This window comes from Clostridioides sp. ZZV15-6388 (genome assembly GCF_020657755.1).
Classification (GTDB): domain Bacteria; phylum Bacillota; class Clostridia; order Peptostreptococcales; family Peptostreptococcaceae; genus Clostridioides.
This window is the reverse complement of record NZ_JAGWCU010000003.1, coordinates 189,727-207,497: the sequence shown is the minus strand read 5'-3', so window position 1 is coordinate 207,497 and position 17,771 is coordinate 189,727. Positions and strand designations below refer to the sequence as shown.

The 17,771-nt window shown below is 28.5% G+C and carries 14 protein-coding genes and 1 riboswitch; of the genes, 1 reads left to right on the top strand and 13 read right to left on the bottom strand.

Annotation, left to right across the window (positions count from 1 at the left end; all coding sequences use genetic code 11):
* From KGF48_RS03700 to KGF48_RS03675, 6 genes are all read right to left on the bottom strand, one after another.
* Positions 1-594 (bottom strand): transketolase (locus tag KGF48_RS03700; RefSeq protein WP_227867751.1); only part of this gene is annotated, 594 nt, incomplete at its 3' end.
* A gap of 91 nt (positions 595-685) precedes the next feature.
* On the bottom strand, positions 686-1,717 hold the full coding sequence (locus KGF48_RS03695; protein ID WP_227432711.1) for a zinc-binding dehydrogenase: 1,032 nt from the start codon (positions 1,715-1,717) through the stop codon (positions 686-688).
* Entirely contained in the window at positions 1,718-2,770 is a 1,053-nt protein-coding gene (locus KGF48_RS03690; protein ID WP_227432710.1) for a galactitol-1-phosphate 5-dehydrogenase, read from the bottom strand.
* Between the two features lie 130 nt (positions 2,771-2,900).
* Entirely contained in the window at positions 2,901-4,175 is a 1,275-nt protein-coding gene (locus KGF48_RS03685; protein ID WP_227482790.1) for a PTS galactitol transporter subunit IIC, read from the bottom strand.
* A gap of 57 nt (positions 4,176-4,232) precedes the next feature.
* Entirely contained in the window at positions 4,233-4,508 is a 276-nt protein-coding gene (locus KGF48_RS03680; RefSeq protein WP_021385190.1) for a PTS sugar transporter subunit IIB, read from the bottom strand.
* A 67-nt stretch (positions 4,509-4,575) separates the two neighbouring features.
* Positions 4,576-5,034: a PTS sugar transporter subunit IIA gene (locus tag KGF48_RS03675; RefSeq protein ID WP_227841403.1), complete on the bottom strand. Its 459-nt coding sequence runs from the start codon at positions 5,032-5,034 to the stop codon at positions 4,576-4,578.
* A 488-nt stretch (positions 5,035-5,522) separates the two neighbouring features.
* Between KGF48_RS03675 and KGF48_RS03670 the strand changes: the two genes are divergently transcribed.
* On the top strand, positions 5,523-7,001 hold the full coding sequence (locus tag KGF48_RS03670) for an arylsulfotransferase family protein (protein ID WP_227867750.1): 1,479 nt from the start codon (positions 5,523-5,525) through the stop codon (positions 6,999-7,001).
* A 507-nt stretch (positions 7,002-7,508) separates the two neighbouring features.
* On the opposite strand, the gene KGF48_RS03665 is transcribed toward KGF48_RS03670, so the two are convergent.
* The 7 genes from KGF48_RS03665 to KGF48_RS03635 all read right to left on the bottom strand — a co-directional run bounded on the left by KGF48_RS03665 (position 7,509) and on the right by KGF48_RS03635 (position 17,456).
* On the bottom strand, positions 7,509-10,433 hold the full coding sequence (locus KGF48_RS03665) for a sigma 54-interacting transcriptional regulator (protein WP_227867749.1): 2,925 nt from the start codon (positions 10,431-10,433) through the stop codon (positions 7,509-7,511).
* Between the two features lie 136 nt (positions 10,434-10,569).
* A complete protein-coding gene (fsa, locus tag KGF48_RS03660; protein WP_003423115.1) occupies positions 10,570-11,220 on the bottom strand; it encodes a fructose-6-phosphate aldolase in 651 nt (216 codons plus the stop codon).
* A 57-nt stretch (positions 11,221-11,277) separates the two neighbouring features.
* Positions 11,278-11,850: a xanthine phosphoribosyltransferase gene (locus KGF48_RS03655; RefSeq protein ID WP_227829237.1), complete on the bottom strand. Its 573-nt coding sequence runs from the start codon at positions 11,848-11,850 to the stop codon at positions 11,278-11,280.
* Between the two features lie 187 nt (positions 11,851-12,037).
* Positions 12,038-12,139, bottom strand: a riboswitch (purine riboswitch).
* A 106-nt stretch (positions 12,140-12,245) separates the two neighbouring features.
* Positions 12,246-13,397 carry a mannitol-1-phosphate 5-dehydrogenase gene (locus KGF48_RS03650; protein ID WP_227829238.1) on the bottom strand — a complete coding sequence of 384 codons (1,152 nt, stop codon included), beginning with the start codon at positions 13,395-13,397 and terminating at the stop codon, positions 12,246-12,248.
* An 18-nt stretch (positions 13,398-13,415) separates the two neighbouring features.
* Positions 13,416-13,838: a PTS sugar transporter subunit IIA gene (locus KGF48_RS03645; RefSeq protein ID WP_227432702.1), complete on the bottom strand. Its 423-nt coding sequence runs from the start codon at positions 13,836-13,838 to the stop codon at positions 13,416-13,418.
* Between the two features lie 30 nt (positions 13,839-13,868).
* A complete protein-coding gene (locus KGF48_RS03640; RefSeq protein ID WP_227839255.1) occupies positions 13,869-15,998 on the bottom strand; it encodes a BglG family transcription antiterminator in 2,130 nt (709 codons plus the stop codon).
* A gap of 36 nt (positions 15,999-16,034) precedes the next feature.
* Positions 16,035-17,456: a PTS mannitol transporter subunit IICBA gene (locus tag KGF48_RS03635; protein ID WP_227829240.1), complete on the bottom strand. Its 1,422-nt coding sequence runs from the start codon at positions 17,454-17,456 to the stop codon at positions 16,035-16,037.
* Between the last annotated feature and the right edge of the window lie 315 nt (positions 17,457-17,771).

The following is a 17,771-nucleotide window of genomic DNA, read 5'->3' as shown; positions in this document are numbered from 1 at the left end:
AAAAGATTTAAATTTGTCATCTACTGGACTAACATTCATTACTTCTTCATTAGAACCATCTATTTGTAATCCATTTAAGTCAACAAATGCAATTAAGTTATCTAATTTATAATGTGATGCTGTCATTGCAGCTTCCCATACTTGACCTTCTTGGATTTCTCCATCACCTAATATAGTATACACTGTGTAGTCTTTGTTGTCTAATTTACCAGCTAGCGCCATACCATTTGCAGCAGATAAACCTTGTCCAAGAGAACCAGTAGACATATCTATTCCTGCTACTTTTTTCATGTCTGGATGTCCTTGTAACTTAGAACCAAATTTTCTAAGTGTCAATAATTCTTCTTCTGGGAAAAATCCTTTTTCTGCTAATGTAGCATATAAAGCTGGTGCTGCATGACCTTTTGATAGAACAAATCTATCTCTATCATCCATTTTTGGATTTTCTACACATATGTTCATTTTATCAAAATATAACACTGTTAACATATCAGCTATTGATAATGAACCACCTGGATGCCCGCTTTTAGCTTCTGCAACCATTTTTATTATGTTTTTTCTAATATTATTAGAATGATCTCTAAGAGTGCTCATACTTTTTTCCTCCTGTTATTTTTTAAGACCTTACATTTTTTTATCCTACAGTAGATTTTACAATTTTTTTTAAAATAATACAAATGTTTTTTTAAGATTTTACTGCAACTTTTATTTCTTCTCCGTTCATTAAAGCTGTAATACCCTCTTTAAATTCGTCTAAACCAACAGTTCTTGTAACTAATGCTTCTGTATTTACTTTTCCACTAGCCATTAAATCTAATGCTATAATCCAAGAACTTGGTTTTTGTGATCTACTTCCAATATATTGTAACTCTCTTTGAATTATTGCTTCTTGATCCATTTCATTTAGTTTTTTAGCAAATATTCCAACTTGTACGAAAGTTCCTTTCTTTCTAAGTAATCTTAAAGCTTCATTAACTGCTGGCATAAATCCAGAACAATCAAATCCTTTATTTACTCCATTTCCATCAGTCATTTCATTTACTACATCTGCTAGACTTTCTTCCATTACGTTTACAGTTCTATCTACTCCAAGATTTTTAGCTATTTCTAATCTTTCTTTATCTTTTGTAACACCAGACATTATAACTGTAGCACCTTGAGATTTAACAACTTGAGCTAATAATAAACCTATTGGCCCTGGTCCTATTATTAATACTGTATCATCACTTTCTATAGTAGTTTTTTCAAGAGCTGCATGAACACAACAAGCTAGTGGCTCTGTAAGAGCTGCTGATAATAAAGATACATTTTCAGGAAGTACATGTATGCTTTCCTCTCTTGATAATACATACTCAGCAAAACTTCCATCTGCTTGAGTACCAATACCTTTTCTAGTTGGGCATAAATTGTAGTCTTTAGTTGCACAATATATACATTTTTCACAAGTTGCAAAAGTAGTTTCTGATGTAACTCTATCTCCTACTTTTATATTTTTAACATCTTCACCAATTTCTACGACAATTCCAGAAAATTCATGACCTAAAGTTACTGGAGCTTTTATATTTGCATATTCACCTTTAAATGAATGTATATCTGAACCACATATACCACTGTATTCTACTTTTATTTTAACTTTATCTCCTGTAGCTTTTGGCTCTTCTACCTCTAATACTTCTACATTATCATAACCTGGTTTAGTTTTAACTACTGCCTTCATTTATTTTTCAACCCCTTGTGGTAAAATTAATATCTTATTAAATTCTTCTTTTCTATCTCTTATCATTTCAAATGCTTTATAAGTATCTTCAAGTGAAAATCTATGAGATACCATTTCTTTTAATTTTATTTTTCCTTCATTAACTAAAGTGATTCCTTTAGTCCATTCTTGTCCTGGGAATGGTGCAGAATAAGAATTCCAGAAACCTTTTAACTCTAGTTCTTTTCTAAATATATTTTCAAATGCTTCCTCAGATAAAGTTATATCTGAATATGCTATTCCTAAAAATCCTATTTTACTTTTCTTTTTAGTTATAAGTAAACATTGTTCCTGAGTTATTTTAGAACCTGCACATTCAAGTGCTATATCAACACCTTTTCCACCAGTAAGTTCTTTTATTTTTTCTACTGGATTTACATCTTTAGCATTAATTATTATATCAGCACCTAATTCTTTTGATTCTCTTAATTTATTATCAGATATATCAACTGCTATAATTGTTCCAGCTCCTGCTATCTTAAGTCCTTGTATTACTAGTTGACCCATTGTTCCACTACCCATTACAGCTACAGTATCTCCAACTTGGATACCTATATTAAGTACTCCATGCATAGCAACTGCAAGTGGTTCTATCATAGCAGCATCTTCAAAATCCATGTCTCCTATTGGTAAAACATTTGTAGCTTTTATGTTTGCATATTCTGCAAAAGCTCCAAAAGTTTTAGCTCCTAACATACCATGGTCATCACATAATGAAAATAACCCTCTCTTACAATATTCACATTCATTGCAAGGTATAAAAGGAATTGCAACTACTCTATCTCCAACTTTTACATTTTTTACATCCTTACCAACTTCTGCAATTACTCCAGAAAATTCATGCCCTGGTATAGCTGGAACTGGATATTTCCAATGTTTTAATACTCTTGGAGGATCTGACCCACATATTCCTGCTGCCATAACTTTTATTTTTACTTCATCACTTTCACATGGTTTTATTTCTATATCTTCAAATCTCATATCATTTGTGCCATGTAATACTGCTGCTTTCACGATAAATCTCCTCCTTTTGTATTTTGTATTTTTTAAAAATTTATAAAAAATATTACTCTTTTCTAGTAGCTGCTAAATGTTAAATTTTCGCATACTTTACTAAAAAAGAGTAATCTCTATTAACTAAATATTAGAATATTCCAAGTGAAGAAACTAATTGAGATAATTTCAGTATTCCCCATTTTAGTAAGTTACCACCTGTATCTATACTTGTAACCATTGTTGTTCCTTCTGGCATCATATTTGCTTGTTGTAATAATTGCGTATGAACATCTGCAAAATTTGTAGCCATATAAAGTGATATAGCTATTACTATAGTTCCTGTTATAACTGATTGAACTATATTACCTTTTCTAAAACATACTATAAATGCCATATAGAATGGTATTGTTGCTAAGTCACCAAATGGTAAAACTTTATTTCCTGGTAATATAACTGCTAAGAATAAAGTTATAGGAACAAGTATAAGAGCTGTTGATATAACTGCTGGATGTCCAGTTGCTACTGCTGCATCTAGACCTATATAAAGTTCTCTATCTCCATATTTTGCTTGTAAGAAATCTCTTATTGATTCTGAAATTGGAATTAAACCTTCCATCAATATTCTAACCATTCTAGGCATAAGTAACATTACTGCACCCATTGATATACCTACATTGAATATTCCTGCTACATCGTATCCAGCAAGCGCTCCAAGTATTATCCCTAGTATAATCCCCATCATCATTGGTTCACCAAATATACCGAATTTTTTTTGTATAGAATCTGGGTCTGCTTGTATTTTATTTATTCCTGGTATTTTTTCAACAAATTTACCTACTAAATATCCAAGTGGAGCAAATGAAGCTGTTGAACCAGTTGGTAATGCTATACCTTCCAAATCATAAAACTCCTGAACATTCTTGGCTGTTTTTTCTGCAATAAATAGTACTAATAATTCCATTAATATCGCACAGAATATAGCCCAGATATAACTTCCTGTTACTATATATCCAACTGCACCTGCTACTATGAAGTGCCAATAATTCCATATATCAACGTTTAATATCTTTGTTTTATTGAAGTATAATAATAGTAAGTTTACTAATAAACAAACTGGTATTAATATTGGTGCAACTGGTGAAGCCCATGTTGCTGATGCTGTTGTTGGCCAACCAACATCTATTACTGTTAAATTAAGTCCAAATCTCTCAACCATTCCTTGAGCTGCTGGCCCTAGTGTTGAAGTTAATAGGTTTACAACTAAGTTTATACCCACAAACCCTATACCAATTGTAAGACCTGATTTTAAAGCTTTTGTAAACTTAATTCTAAATATCATTCCTAAGACTACAATTGTTATTGGTAGTATTACTGTTGGTCCCATGTTTAAAATATACTGTACTACTGCTAATAATTTATCCATTTATAAATCCTCCTTTTTCTGTTTTTTAAATATGATTTCAATTTATTTATGCTAGGATTATTTTAAAGCATCTAATATTTTCTTATCTAATGCTGCTGTATTTACTCCAGTTATATATGCTGTTGCTTTTATTGCTGGTATATTATAAGTTGTTGGTAATATAGTTGTTGATACTATTAAATCTGCTCCATCTTGCTTTGTTGCACATTCAGCTATTTTGCATTGTATAACTTCTGCTTGTATATTATTTTCTTTAACTAATCTTTCTACCTTGTCACAAACTACTGTTGATGTTGCTATTCCTGCTCCACATGCTACTAATATTTTTTTCATTTTTATTTCCTCCTAATAATTTTTATTGTCTTATTTTTATTGTTAGTACTTTTTATTATTTTATTTTTTATAAAGACTTTATTGTCTTTAAAACTTCTTCTTTGTCAGTAGAATCCATTAGCTTCTCAACTAATTCTTTATTTTGCATAATCCCCATCAATTCTGTTAATACAGATAATTGACTGTGTGGTTGATTAAGCCCCAAAACGAAAGCCAAATTTACAGATACTTTTTCATCTTGGTCTTCCATAGAACTAAATACTACTGGTTCATTAAAAGTACAGACTGCTATAAATTGTTCTTTAATATATTCTGCATCTGTATGTGGTATTGCTACTCCATAATCACCTAAGTTTAAGCCTGTTGGAAATACATTTTCTCTTCCTAGTATTTTTTCTCCAAATTCTTCTTTTACAAAGCCTAATTCAAAAACTTTATTATGTATTTCCTTAAAGAAATCTTCTTTTGTTTTACAATCCATTTTAAGGTTTATAACTTTATCACTTACAAAATTTATAAACTCCATATTTGCACCTCCTAATTGCTCTTATCTCATATCTTGTTTTTCTTGCCTTTATATAAAGCATATACCGTGCCAAAAAGTGGCTTTTTTTGTGAAATAAAAGAAAACATTTTCCCCGAAATAATGTTCAATTGTAGGATTTTAGCCGACTTTCATAGATAAATTTTTTTTAATTTTTATTTTAATTTTTACTTGTTAAGCACTTAACTATCCATATATTTTTATATTTTCGTGGTTTTTTTTGTTACAGAAATGGTTTTTTTATTTTTTATGGGTGGTTTTTTATGTTTGTTAGTTATTTTATAAAATAATTCAATCTAAATAGCATTAATTTTCATATTTGTTGTTTAGTTATTTTAGTGTGAATAAATTTTCATGTAATTGTCTAGCAAAATTCACGTTATGCATAATTAAATTCATAGTATGTTTTTATTTATATAATAAAATCAATATGAAAATATAAAAAACTTAATATGAAAAGGGGATTAAGAATGAAAAGAAAAAATTTATTAAAGATAGTATTTTTATGTAGTATTCTATTTGTTTCTGGTATTTTCGTAAAACAAGTCTTTGCATCTCAAAGTAATTCGAAAAAAACACTTAATATAACTATAAATGGTTATGATGTAACACTATCTAAGGAAGGGATTTTTAATAGTCAAAACGTAAAACAACTTAATTCAACAAATCAAAATAGTATAACAATAAAAAATCCTAAAAATGTAAACAGTGTCAAAATAGATGATAAAGAAATTAATGTAAATAATAAATCTACTTTTAAGTTAAAAGAAATCAATAGCTCTTCTAAAATAAAAATATCTGTAATATATAATGGTGAAAACTCATATAGAAATTATTATATAAACTCTCTTTCAAAAGATTTTCCAAAGTATACTGTTACTGCAAATAGCCCTTATGATGGTGATTATTATCTTACTACACACAATGAAGAACATAATTTTGTATTTAAATTAAATAACCAAGGAAATATAATTTTTTACAAGGAAGTCGAATCAAATCCTTTTGATTTTAAAAAAATAACTACAGATGATGGTAAAGTTAGATATGGATATTTACTTCAAGATAAAGACTCAACAAAGCGAATAAGTTCTGTTGGATACTCACCATCATATCTTGTAATATTAGATGAAAATTATAATAAAATAAATAAAATTACTATGGAGAAAAGTAAAAACATAGAATCTGGTACTGAGTTAGAAAACCATGACTTTATATACATAGATGATAATCACTATATTGTTTCTAGTTATCAAAAGACTAAGGCGACAAATATTCCTTCAAAATTGAGTAAAGGAAATTCTCCTTATGTAGTAAATAGTGTATTACAAGAAATAAAGGATGGGAAAGTTGTATGGCAGTGGGAAAGTATTGATTATGAAAAGCTATATGAAGAAAGTGTTGAACAAAATAATTTTAGCGAAAAAAGTGATACATCCTTAGACTATGTACATTTTAATTCTATGACTATCGACCCAAAAGACGGAAATCTAATCTGCTCATTTAGAAATTTAGATGAAGTTATTAAATTAGATAGAAAAACAGGAGAAATTATTTGGACTTTAGGAGGATTGGGTGATGAGTTTAATTTAACAGATAATCAAAAGTTCTCAAGACAACATAATGCTAGAATTACAGATGATGGATATATAACTTTATATGATAATGGTGTAAAAAATAAATCTACAAGAGTTATTAAAATAAAATTGGATGAAGAAAATAAAAAAGTTACTGAATATCACTCATATGACATAAATGACTACTACAAATATATGGGGTCAGTTCAAGAAATAGATAGTGAAAAAGATGTGTTTTTAGTTGGCACTGGTGGAAAGGCTGGAGAAGAACAAGACTTAGTGGCTATGGAAAAAGATTTTTCTAATGATAAAGTTTATTTTAAGTTTTCATTCAAAAGTGGTGAAAGCATGTATAGATGTTATAAAATCAAGTAGCACATATTTAGAAAATATAAATCTCTAAAATATACAATAAATCCTGCAATAACAATGAAAATGTCCATGTTTACCTGCAGGATTATTCATTTTTCATCAATCAGTATTTTTTATAAAACTCACACTTCCTTTAGCTTTCTTCCCTGTAACAGTAATTTTATATGTTCCACTTTCATCAACCTTTACTTGAAATGTACTTGTCTTGAGATTCTTCCCTTCGAAAACAGGCTTTTTATCATCTTCTTGTATGAAATTATTTTCTAAATCATTATGATGACCACTCTGTAATTTTTTAACATAATAACTTATCTTTATTATATCTTCTATATTTTAGTTTTAAAATAGTTTATATATTCTATTTATCAATAAAGAAGGCTAATCCTATAAAATCATATAAATCAATTTCATAGAATTAGCCTTATATCAAGTAATTAACTACTTAGCAATTAAATAATTTTAAATTTTATACTAAAGCAAATTTTTTGTGTCTATCTTTTCTATACTTAGTTAACTTAATATCTTTTTTATTTCGTTTTTATCTTCAGTATTTAATAAAACTTCTAAAGTATGTTGGTCATTAATCTTTGAAAATAAGCTTCGTATTTCTTTCTTATTATTTTCTTTAAGTGCCAGCAGTACCACTAAATCTACCATAAATTTATTGTCCCATACTATGGGCTTATTTAATCTTGCTATAGCTATTGCTGGCTTTATAACATTTTCTGGAAGTCCATGTGGTACAGCAACTTTTGAAGCCATTACAACACTTCCCATAGCCTCTCTTTTATACACACTTAATATATATTTTGAGTCTACATATCCACCTTCTTCAAGCTTTGATACAAGAGTATCGATTATATACTCCTTTGAGATTCCTTCAAAATCATATAAAATCAAATCTTCATGTATTAAATTATTCAATTGATTATCGCTACTCAAAGATGGTTGTTTATTATTTAAATGTTCTAATACCTTGTTAATTCCATTTTTTCCAAGTACCTCATTATAAGAAATAAAAGGTACATTTTTATAATCTATATCAATTGTGCCACAAATAGCAATAATATTATATTCAGCTTCAATGTCATTTAATTCATCTTCTAAATTATTATTTAAAAAAGCAATTGGCTTTACTTCAATTGAAGCATCATATTCCTCAATTTGCTTTTCTATATGTTCCTTTAAGTTTAAAGCTGTGCCTACCCCACTTAAACATAATGTAATAATTACATTTTTCTTTCCATATTCATTTTTTCTATAACTAAATTTATTTGTGTTTACCATAGCATAATTTTTATTTTTCTTTAAATCCGCTATTATACCATCTAAACTTTTTCCTTCAATTGTAGCCAATTTTCCTGCTTCCATTGCTAATAATGTATCCACCCTATTTACAGTCTTGCATCTAATACCAAGTCTTTTTTCAACCTCATCACCAAGGATTACTAAAGAACCCATATCAATTAGAACTAAAATTCCTTTTTGTGCTTCTATCTTTTTAAGTTCTTCTAATACATGTTCTATGCCTTCTGCTGGTGAATCTGTAAGTGCTATTTCTATACCCAATGTACATTCTATACCAAGGATATGATTTACAACATTAGACATTTCAATTCCAACCTTACCATGTGTAACTATAACTACTTTTACTTTATCTTTTATACTTTCTTCATTGTAACAAAATTTATTTATATAATACGCTAAATATCCAAGTTCATCCTCTGGGAATGTAACTTGTGTTAAATCTTCCACTATTCCCATTACATATCTGGATAATTCATATTCCATTGGCATTGATGCTTTTATCTTATCCAAACTTGGATTTATTATAGTTTTTCCATCTTTTATTCTATCTATAGCATGCTCAATATGAATCGCTAAAGCTAAATACAACCCTTGATTTACATGTTTAAATTGCTCTTTAATAAATACAATTACTTTGTCCATTATCTCTAGTGTGTATTCTTTTAACTGTCCTCCCCAATCTATTCGACTTCTTCTATCAGATAAGTTTTTATTGTTTTTAATAGCGTTAAATTTATTATCTAATTTTTCTATAAATGCATTTTTTAATTCTTCTTCTGAAAAACACTTACTTTCTAGAACCTTCAATTCTTTTTCTGCATAATTGTATATTTCACTTATCTCATTATCAGACAAAATTCTATTTTTTCCACTTACTAACTCACTAATATCTATATATATATCTTCAACTGAAAACTCAGAATACTTTTCATCTTCACAATTACAATCATAATATCCACTTTTTATATAATCTCTTAAGCTATCTAAATCTATAATTACCTTGTCACTAGAAAATATTGCCTTACTAAAAGCTCTAGCACAAGTTACTTGTATATCACTCTTTAACTGCCCTATATTCCCAGTACATTTATAATTCATAAGTGCACACATCACTTCTTTAGTTATTATAAAGTTTTTATTTACTCTTTTTGCTTCTCTTTCAAAGAATTTTATTATTATTTCATATCTTTCAGATTTCGGTCTTTCACTCATATTAGGTAAATTTATTACCATTGGTATACGTCTTCTAAATGTTTGAAGTAAATTAGAATCTGGATTTTCTGTTGTAGCACTTATTATGAGAACATTTGCCTTTCTATTAGAACTACTCTCTCCTAATCTCCTAAATTCACCTCTATCTATTAAAGAAAATAATATCTCTTGACCAGCAGCAGGTAATCTATGAATTTCATCCAAAAACAAAATTCCATTATTGGCTTGCTCTACAAGACCCTCTCTATTTGCATCTGCTCCTGTGTATGCACCTTTTACCACTCCAAACAGCTGAGCTATCAATAGGTTAGGATTTTCTGCATAATCTGCACAGTTAAATACTATGAATGGACTATTTTCTTCTTTGATATTATTTTTCACAGCATATTTGTACATACATGTGGCTAACTCACTCTTACCTACACCTGTTTCCCCATATATTATAGTATGAAGACCATTAGGAGGATACATGATTGCTGATTTAGCTAGGTTTACTTTCTCTTTCAAACTGCCTTTTATACCTATTAATTCTTCAAACCCATCCTCTTCTACAACCTTACTAACTTTTACATGCTTTCCAGAGGATACTAGTTCTTTATCTTTTATTTCAGCTTTCGGTTGGCTTAAATTTTCTTCTTTTAGTAATTTTGATACTGCACTTCTTGATATATTATAGCCATTTTCGGTTAAAATTTCAGTTATTTTTCTTTCAGACATTTGTGGATTCTCATTTACAATCTTAGATATATCTTTTATTAAGATTTGTTTTCTTCTTTCTCTTGAATCTAAAATATTATTTTTTTTTCTAACTGCTATTACTTCAGACCTAGCTACATTTAATATTTCAGCAAGTTCTTGGTCAGTGTATGGATTTTTCTTGTCTTCTCTTTGTATCTCTCTTAATATTTTATCCATATTTCGCCTCCTTACTTTAAATTTTAGTTTATTTCAATATATTATACACCAAAATAAGACTAGGCAAAATAGCCTAGCCTTATTGCTTAGAATTTCCATAAGAACTTCTCTTATACTTATAATCATATTTCTATAATTATAATTTTAAAGAAGCACCTTCCCAATCCTTCATAAAGCTATCTATTCCTTTGTCTGTCAAAGGATGCTTAATCATTTGGTTTATAACTTTAAGAGGAACTGTTGCTATATCTGCTCCCATTCTAGCAGCTTGTAAAACATGTATTGGATTTCTAACACTAGCAACTATTATTTGAGCCTCAATACTATTTACACTAAATATATCAACAATTTCTTCAATTAAATCAAGACCATTTTGTGATATATCATCTAATCTTCCAACAAAAGGACTTACATATGTAGCTCCAGCTCTAGCAGCTAAAAGAGCTTGTCCAGCAGAGAATATAAGTGTAACATTAGTTTTTATACCTTTACTAGATAATACTTTTACTGCCTTTAAACCTTCTGCTGTCATAGGTATTTTTATAACTATATTTTTATGTATCTTAGATAATTTTTCTGCTTCTTCTATCATACCCTTGTGCTCTAAACTTATTACTTCTGCACTTATCGGCCCATCTACTATCTCACTAATTTCTTTAACTACTTCTATAAAATCTCTACCTTCTTTAGCTATTAGAGATGGATTTGTAGTCACTCCACATATTACACCTAAATCATTTGCTTCTTTTATTTCTTCAATATTAGCTGTGTCTATAAAAAATCTCATTTAAAAAATCCTCCATAATTAGAATATGTGCTAAACACAAGTATATAATATCATAAATTATCTAAATTTTACAGTTCCATTATCTATAGATTCAACTACTGCTAAAGATTCTAATCTTACATCATTGGCCTTTAAAAGTGCTCCTCCAGCTTGGAATCCTTTTTCAATAACAATCCCTACTCCAACTAAGTTTGCATTTGCTTGCTCAATTAAATCTTTAAGCCCAAGAGCTGCCCTTCCATTAGCTAAAAAATCATCTACTATCAATATGTTTTCACCTTCGTTTATGTACTTTTTAGAAACTTTTACTGCATATTCTTTTGCCTTAGTAAATGAATATACATTAGTTTCATACACATCTTTATCTAAATTTTTAGATTCTGATTTTTTTGCAAAAACTACAGGCGCATTATCAAAGTATTGTGAAACAATTGATGCTATAGCTATCCCCGAAGCCTCTATTGTAAATATTTTATCCACTTTTTCTCCACTAAATCTTTCTTTAAACTCTCTTCCTATTTCATTTAAAAAAGCTACATCAATTTGATGATTTAAAAAACTATCGACTTTTAGTATATCATTTCCTGAAACACTACCTTCTCTTAATATCTTTTCCTCTAAAGCCTTCATTGTACTCCCACCTAAACCTTTCTAAATTATATTAATCTTAATAAAAAAAATTATATTCTCTTTAATTTTACTATCTACATTGCTTGTATTTTATCTTAGAATACTAAAAAAGCTCCTGTCTATATCATAGACAGGAGCTTAAAATTCAAAGTAACCAACTTAATATATAATTTAAAATAAGTATAAACTATATCATCTTCACTCCTGTAGTTAAGCTATTATTGGTAGCTTAGTAGAAACATTTGAACCATATTATCAAAAGTATACAGGTAAACATATTAATTTATTCTTTTTAATTATATATTATAATTCTCTATTATTCAACAAATAATTCAAACTGTGTAGAATAAAACATTCATTAGTTACTTGACAAAATCCAACCTTTTTAAGTAAACTTATAGATTTTCCATAAAGATATAACTTTTTTCTATATTATCTAGAAGTACTTCATCATTGCTTATATTAGCTATTTTAGAAATAGCTTTTTTTACTCCATTAGACTTTATTAGTTCTTGCAATTCTACACTTTGAGCATCTTCACTATTATTATAATGAAGTGCTGCACCTATTCCAAGAATTAAATTATCAACTGTTAAACCATATGATTTTGCTGTCATTAGAGGCTTAATCAATCTGTCTTTATCGCTTAATTTTCTAAGCGGCTCTCTTCCAACTCTGACTACATCATCATTAAGATATGGATTTTTAAATCTGTTTAAAATCTTATCAATATATTTATAATGTGCTTCTGAATCAAAATTATATTTTTTGATTAATCCTTCTCCACTTTCTGTCATTGCATTTTTCACTATATTACAAATATATTCATCATTTATACTTTCTTCTATTGTTTTGTATCCTTTTAAGTACCCTATATAAGCAGTTATAGCATGGCCTGTATTTAGTGTAAACAACTTACGTTCTATATAAGCCATAAGGTTATCAGCTAAATTCATTCCAACTATATTAGGTATTTCTCCTTTAAATCCTTGCTTTTCAACATTCCACTCATAAAAATTTTCAACGGTTACATCAAGAGGATTCTCATTTTTACCAGGAGGAACTATTCTATCAACTGAACAGTTAGGGAAACCAATATATTTCTCTAAATAGTCTGCTTCTTCTTTATTTAGACACTTAAGTATTTCCTCTTTTAAAGAAGAACTTGCATATATCGCATTTTCACAAGCTATTATATTTAAATTATTTGTTAATCCTTTTTCTTTTCTAGTTTTTATACCTCTAGCAATTGTAGGTGCTATTTTAGTTAAAACTAAAGGACCAACTGCTGTGGTTATTATTTCAGCTTCTACAATCTCGTCTATTATTTCTTCTTTTATAGATGAAACTGCACTTATATTGTCAATTACTTCATCTACACATTCTACATCTCTTATGTGTATAGTATATTTTTTATCTTTATTTATTGAATTTAATATTTCTTCATTAACATCAGCAAATACAACATGATAACCTGACTTAACTAACAAACCTCCAATAAATCCTCTCCCAATATTTCCTGCTCCAAATTGGATTGCCTTTTTCATTTTAAGTTCCTCCTAAGATTAGTTGGCAAAAGCTTCCATAAAAGCTTGTTTGTCATTTGAATTTTTTAGTCTCTCTGTTAAATCATCATCTAAAACTATTGCTATATTAGATAGTATCTCTAAATGCTCATCTCCAACACCAGCTATTCCTATTAATAAATATGCCTTTTCTCCATCAAAGTCTATACCATTAGGGAATTGTAGTATCACTATTCCAGAAGATAATATTTCTTTTTTCGCTTCATTTACACCATGTGGAATAGCAACACCCATTCCCATATATGTAGTCATTACCTTTTCTCTCTCCAACATTGCTGGTATATATTCTTCTTTTACATATCCATTTTCAAATAATTTTCTTCCTGCTAAAGTTATAGCTTCTTCCTTTGAAACACTATCTAATCCTAAAAATATATTATTCTCATTTAATACTTTACTCATAATATCAACCTTCCTTTTTTAATGTAAATTTTATTTATCTATTAATGTTCTTAATTTATTTGTATAAAAATTAAAAACTATACCTTTTATTTCTAACGTTATCTCTTGTATAGAAAATTTGTTTATTTTATTAGTAAAAACAAAATTATCTATTAATGAGCCACTTATTTCACTCATTATTTGTCTTTGATAACTTGGTGAATTTTTAGGAAGTAACATAAAAACCACATTTTCAATTTCTTCCTTGGAATTTAGTTTTATGTTATTTTCTAATCTTATTATTGCTAACTTCATAATATCTATTCTTTCACTCATACAATGTAATAATAAAATCCTTGATTCTTCTATATATGGAATTGATATTTTTAATCTTTCTTCTAAGGATTCTTTTATAGATATTACATCTTCACTAGATTCTACAAATATTTTTGATGAATCCATAATAAGTTCATCTAAGTTTTTACTTTTAAATTTTTTAAATTGAATTTCATCTAAAAACTTAAGAATATCTCTTCCTATGTTCATGCTTTCTGTTATCTGTTCATATACTTTATTTTTATTTTTAGTATCATCTTTTACTTTTAAATCCATTAATTTGTTTTGAGCTATAGACTTTATTTTTTCTTTGATTATCAACTCATCATCTGAACTCATAAATGGACCTACACATATATAATCTAAGTTTGTATTTAGTTCCACTGTAGATACAATTAAATCGACTTCTTTTTCTTTTAAATATTCTTCATCTATGTTTATAGCTGAAATAGTTTCAAGTATATTTAGATTGGGAAATTTATTTTCAATTTTAGTCGATAAAAACCTTGAAGTACCTATTCCAGTTGGACATGCTACAACAATATTCAGATTAGTATACATCATTAGATTTTTTTCTATGGCTGATGCAAAATGCATTGCAATATATCCTATTTCAGATTCAGGTATTGAATTTATATTTAGCTTATCTTTTATGATTTTAGAAATTTTTTCAACTCCATTATAAGCATATGAATACTTAGTTTTTATTTCATCTAAAAGAGGATTTCTTATTTCTAATCCCATATTCAATCTGTTTATAGAAGGTCCCAGATGGTTTGCTAGGTCTTTAAATAATCTTTCATCATTTTTAAGACTTATCTTAAATTCATCTTCTGCTAAATCTATCATTTTATTTGTAATGTCCATCACTTCTATATCATCTAAGTTTAACTCTTTATGACTTGAAGATGACCTTTGCTTTGCACCTCTAATATGCATAGTTATATATCCAACTTCATCTAATGGTATATCCATACTAAAATCAACTGCCATACCTTTTACGATTTCTTGCGCTAATTTAAACTCTTCGGTTAAAGATAATTCCTTTAGAAAATCTTTCTCCATGGTTATATTCTCACCATTTTTTATCCTCTGTAAAGCTAGTGAAATATGAACTACAAGACCTATATATGCACTATCAGCTAAATTTACATCTAATTCAGAAAGCTTCTTTGTTAATGTACTTTCAACTTTTCTTATTATGCACTTGTCCATTAAATTTAAAAGTCTATTTTCACTTAAAATTTCTATTGCTTTATCAGTTTGTATATTCTCACTTATATTTCTAACCATGTCCAGTATTTCTTTTTCATTAAATGAGTCATATATAAGGTTTACATATGCTTCTCTAAAGTTTTTTTCCTGACCTTTGAGATACACACCAAGCCCTGGTTTTCTAATAAGCTCAATATCAAATCTTTCTAACCATTCACTTGCTAATGTAAAATCATTGTTTAGTACCCCTTCAGATACCTTTAATATTTTTGCAAAGTAATAAGATTTTACTGGCTCATTAGAAACTAGTAGCTTTGATAATATAATTAAATTTCTTTCTTCTTTACTGTATTCTTTTTCTATTTTTTCTTCTTCTAACAACTCAATGATAAAATTTTGATTTTCTATATTTTCTTCTAAAATCAAACCTACACCTGGTTTTTTTACAAAATTAAAATCATTTTCATCAAACCATTTTTCAATTCCTGACATATCTCTAAGTACAGTTCTTGAGCTTAGCTCTAACTCTCCTGCAATCTCAGAAATGGTTATTGGAATATTCTTTTTGGAATTTTCTACTATCATGAGTATTATCTTTTTTTGTCTAGATGTAATCTTCTTTTTTTTCAAATTTATCCACTCCTAATCAGTGGTACTTTTTATTTTTTATTTAGATTCTAATCTTTTAAACAGTATATCTAAATTTGGGTCATTTAAAAAGTTATTTATTGAGACTATCTCAACATTTGAATTATTTTTGGCAACTCTTTCAACTAATGTATTGTGAGTTACTACTATTTGTGTATCATCTGGAAGATTATCAACAGATGAGTTTGTAATTTCTATATCTAAATTTAAGTTTTTTATTCTATTTTTAAATCTAGAAGCTCCCATTGCACTAGAACCCATTCCTGCATCACATGCAAATACAATCTTCTTAATTTCATTTAATTCAAGTTGCTTTTCTTCAACTTTTTTATCCGAACTTTTGCTTGCAGATTTCATATCACTCATCTTTGCTTTAGCTTCTTCTAAAGTACCATCTTCTTCACTTTGATTTGCTGAAGCTCTCTTAACAAATGGTGCTGCCACTAAGAATGATACAGCTGTCGCAACTGCAACCCCTGCTAATACTGGAAGTAATCCTCCTTTTGGTGCTAGTGCCATAAGTGCAAATATACTTCCTGGTGATGGTGCTGCTACAAGTCCAGCTCCTAATATTGAAAAAGTTAATATTCCTGCTGCTCCACCTGCCATTGTAGCTAATATTAAAACTGGATTCATTAATATATATGGGAAGTAAATTTCATGGATACCACCAAGGAAATGTATTATTACTGCTCCTGGTGCTGATTGTTTTACACTTCCTCTACTAAACATCCAATATGCTAATAGAACACCTAATCCTGGTCCAGGGTTACTTTCTAATAAGAACATTATAGATTTACCTGCTTCTTTTGCTTCAGCTATACCTATAGGACCTAATATACCATGGTTTATTGCATTGTTTAAGAACAGTACCTTTCCAGGTTCTATAAATACTGAGACTAAAGGTAATAAACTTTTACTAACTATAAATTGCACTCCTGATTCTATAAGAGCTGTACCTGCTACTATAGCTGGTCCAATTGCATAAAAACCTAATATTGCAAGAAGCATACCTATTATACCTATTGAAAAGTTATTTACTAACATTTCAAATCCTGTTGGTATTTTTCCATCTACAAGTTTATCAAACTTCTTGATTACCCATCCTGCAAATGGGCCCATTATCATTGCACCAATAAACATTGGTATATCAGCTCCAACGATTACTCCCATAGCTGCTGCTGCACCTATTACTCCCCCTCTTTGTCCTGCTATAGCTTTACCACCAGTATATGCTATCAACAGTGGTAAAAGATATTTTATCATTGGATCGCCTATAGTGCTTAATTTTTCATTTGGCATCCATCCTGTTGGTATAAATAATGCTGTTATAAGACCCCATGCTATAAAAGCTCCTATATTTGGCATTACCATACCACTTAAAAATTTACCTACTCGCTGTATAGATGTCTTTATTGTCGATTGATTAGAACTGCTCATAATTTTACCTCCATTTGAATTATATTCTATATCGATATGATTCCCTTTTGTTATACTTTTATTATAGAGTTTATATTTTATAGTAACAACTTTAAGAAATCGTTTCTATGTCACTTACGATAATGACATTTTTCATTTTAGTTTTTGTTTAATTTTATTTATGTAGTATTTTAGAATATCAATCTTTATAAATAATACTATATTTATAAAGTACTTGTGTATTTGATGAATATCATAAAACCTTATACAAAAGTGATTAAGAATTTTACGAAATAAATTTTTTAGGGATACTTTTGGACATACTAATATAGATTT

Bases quoted from the DNA above. Each gene is read 5' to 3' on its own strand.
- KGF48_RS03655 (WP_227829237.1), bottom strand. From the start codon at position 11,850: ATGAAGGCTTTAGAGGAAAAGATATTAAGAGAAGGTAGTGTTTCAGGA.
- KGF48_RS03685 (WP_227482790.1), bottom strand. From the start codon at position 4,175: ATGGATAAATTATTAGCAGTAGTACAGTATATTTTAAACATGGGACCA.
- fsa (WP_003423115.1), bottom strand. From the start codon at position 11,220: ATGAGATTTTTTATAGACACAGCTAATATTGAAGAAATAAAAGAAGCA.
- KGF48_RS03695 (WP_227432711.1), bottom strand. From the start codon at position 1,717: ATGAAGGCAGTAGTTAAAACTAAACCAGGTTATGATAATGTAGAAGTA.
- KGF48_RS03635 (WP_227829240.1), bottom strand. From the start codon at position 17,456: ATGAGCAGTTCTAATCAATCGACAATAAAGACATCTATACAGCGAGTA.
- KGF48_RS03670 (WP_227867750.1), top strand. From the start codon at position 5,523: ATGAAAAGAAAAAATTTATTAAAGATAGTATTTTTATGTAGTATTCTA.
- KGF48_RS03650 (WP_227829238.1), bottom strand. From the start codon at position 13,397: ATGAAAAAGGCAATCCAATTTGGAGCAGGAAATATTGGGAGAGGATTT.
- KGF48_RS03675 (WP_227841403.1), bottom strand. From the start codon at position 5,034: ATGGAGTTTATAAATTTTGTAAGTGATAAAGTTATAAACCTTAAAATG.
- KGF48_RS03645 (WP_227432702.1), bottom strand. From the start codon at position 13,838: ATGAGTAAAGTATTAAATGAGAATAATATATTTTTAGGATTAGATAGT.
- KGF48_RS03680 (WP_021385190.1), bottom strand. From the start codon at position 4,508: ATGAAAAAAATATTAGTAGCATGTGGAGCAGGAATAGCAACATCAACA.
- KGF48_RS03665 (WP_227867749.1), bottom strand. From the start codon at position 10,433: ATGGATAAAATATTAAGAGAGATACAAAGAGAAGACAAGAAAAATCCA.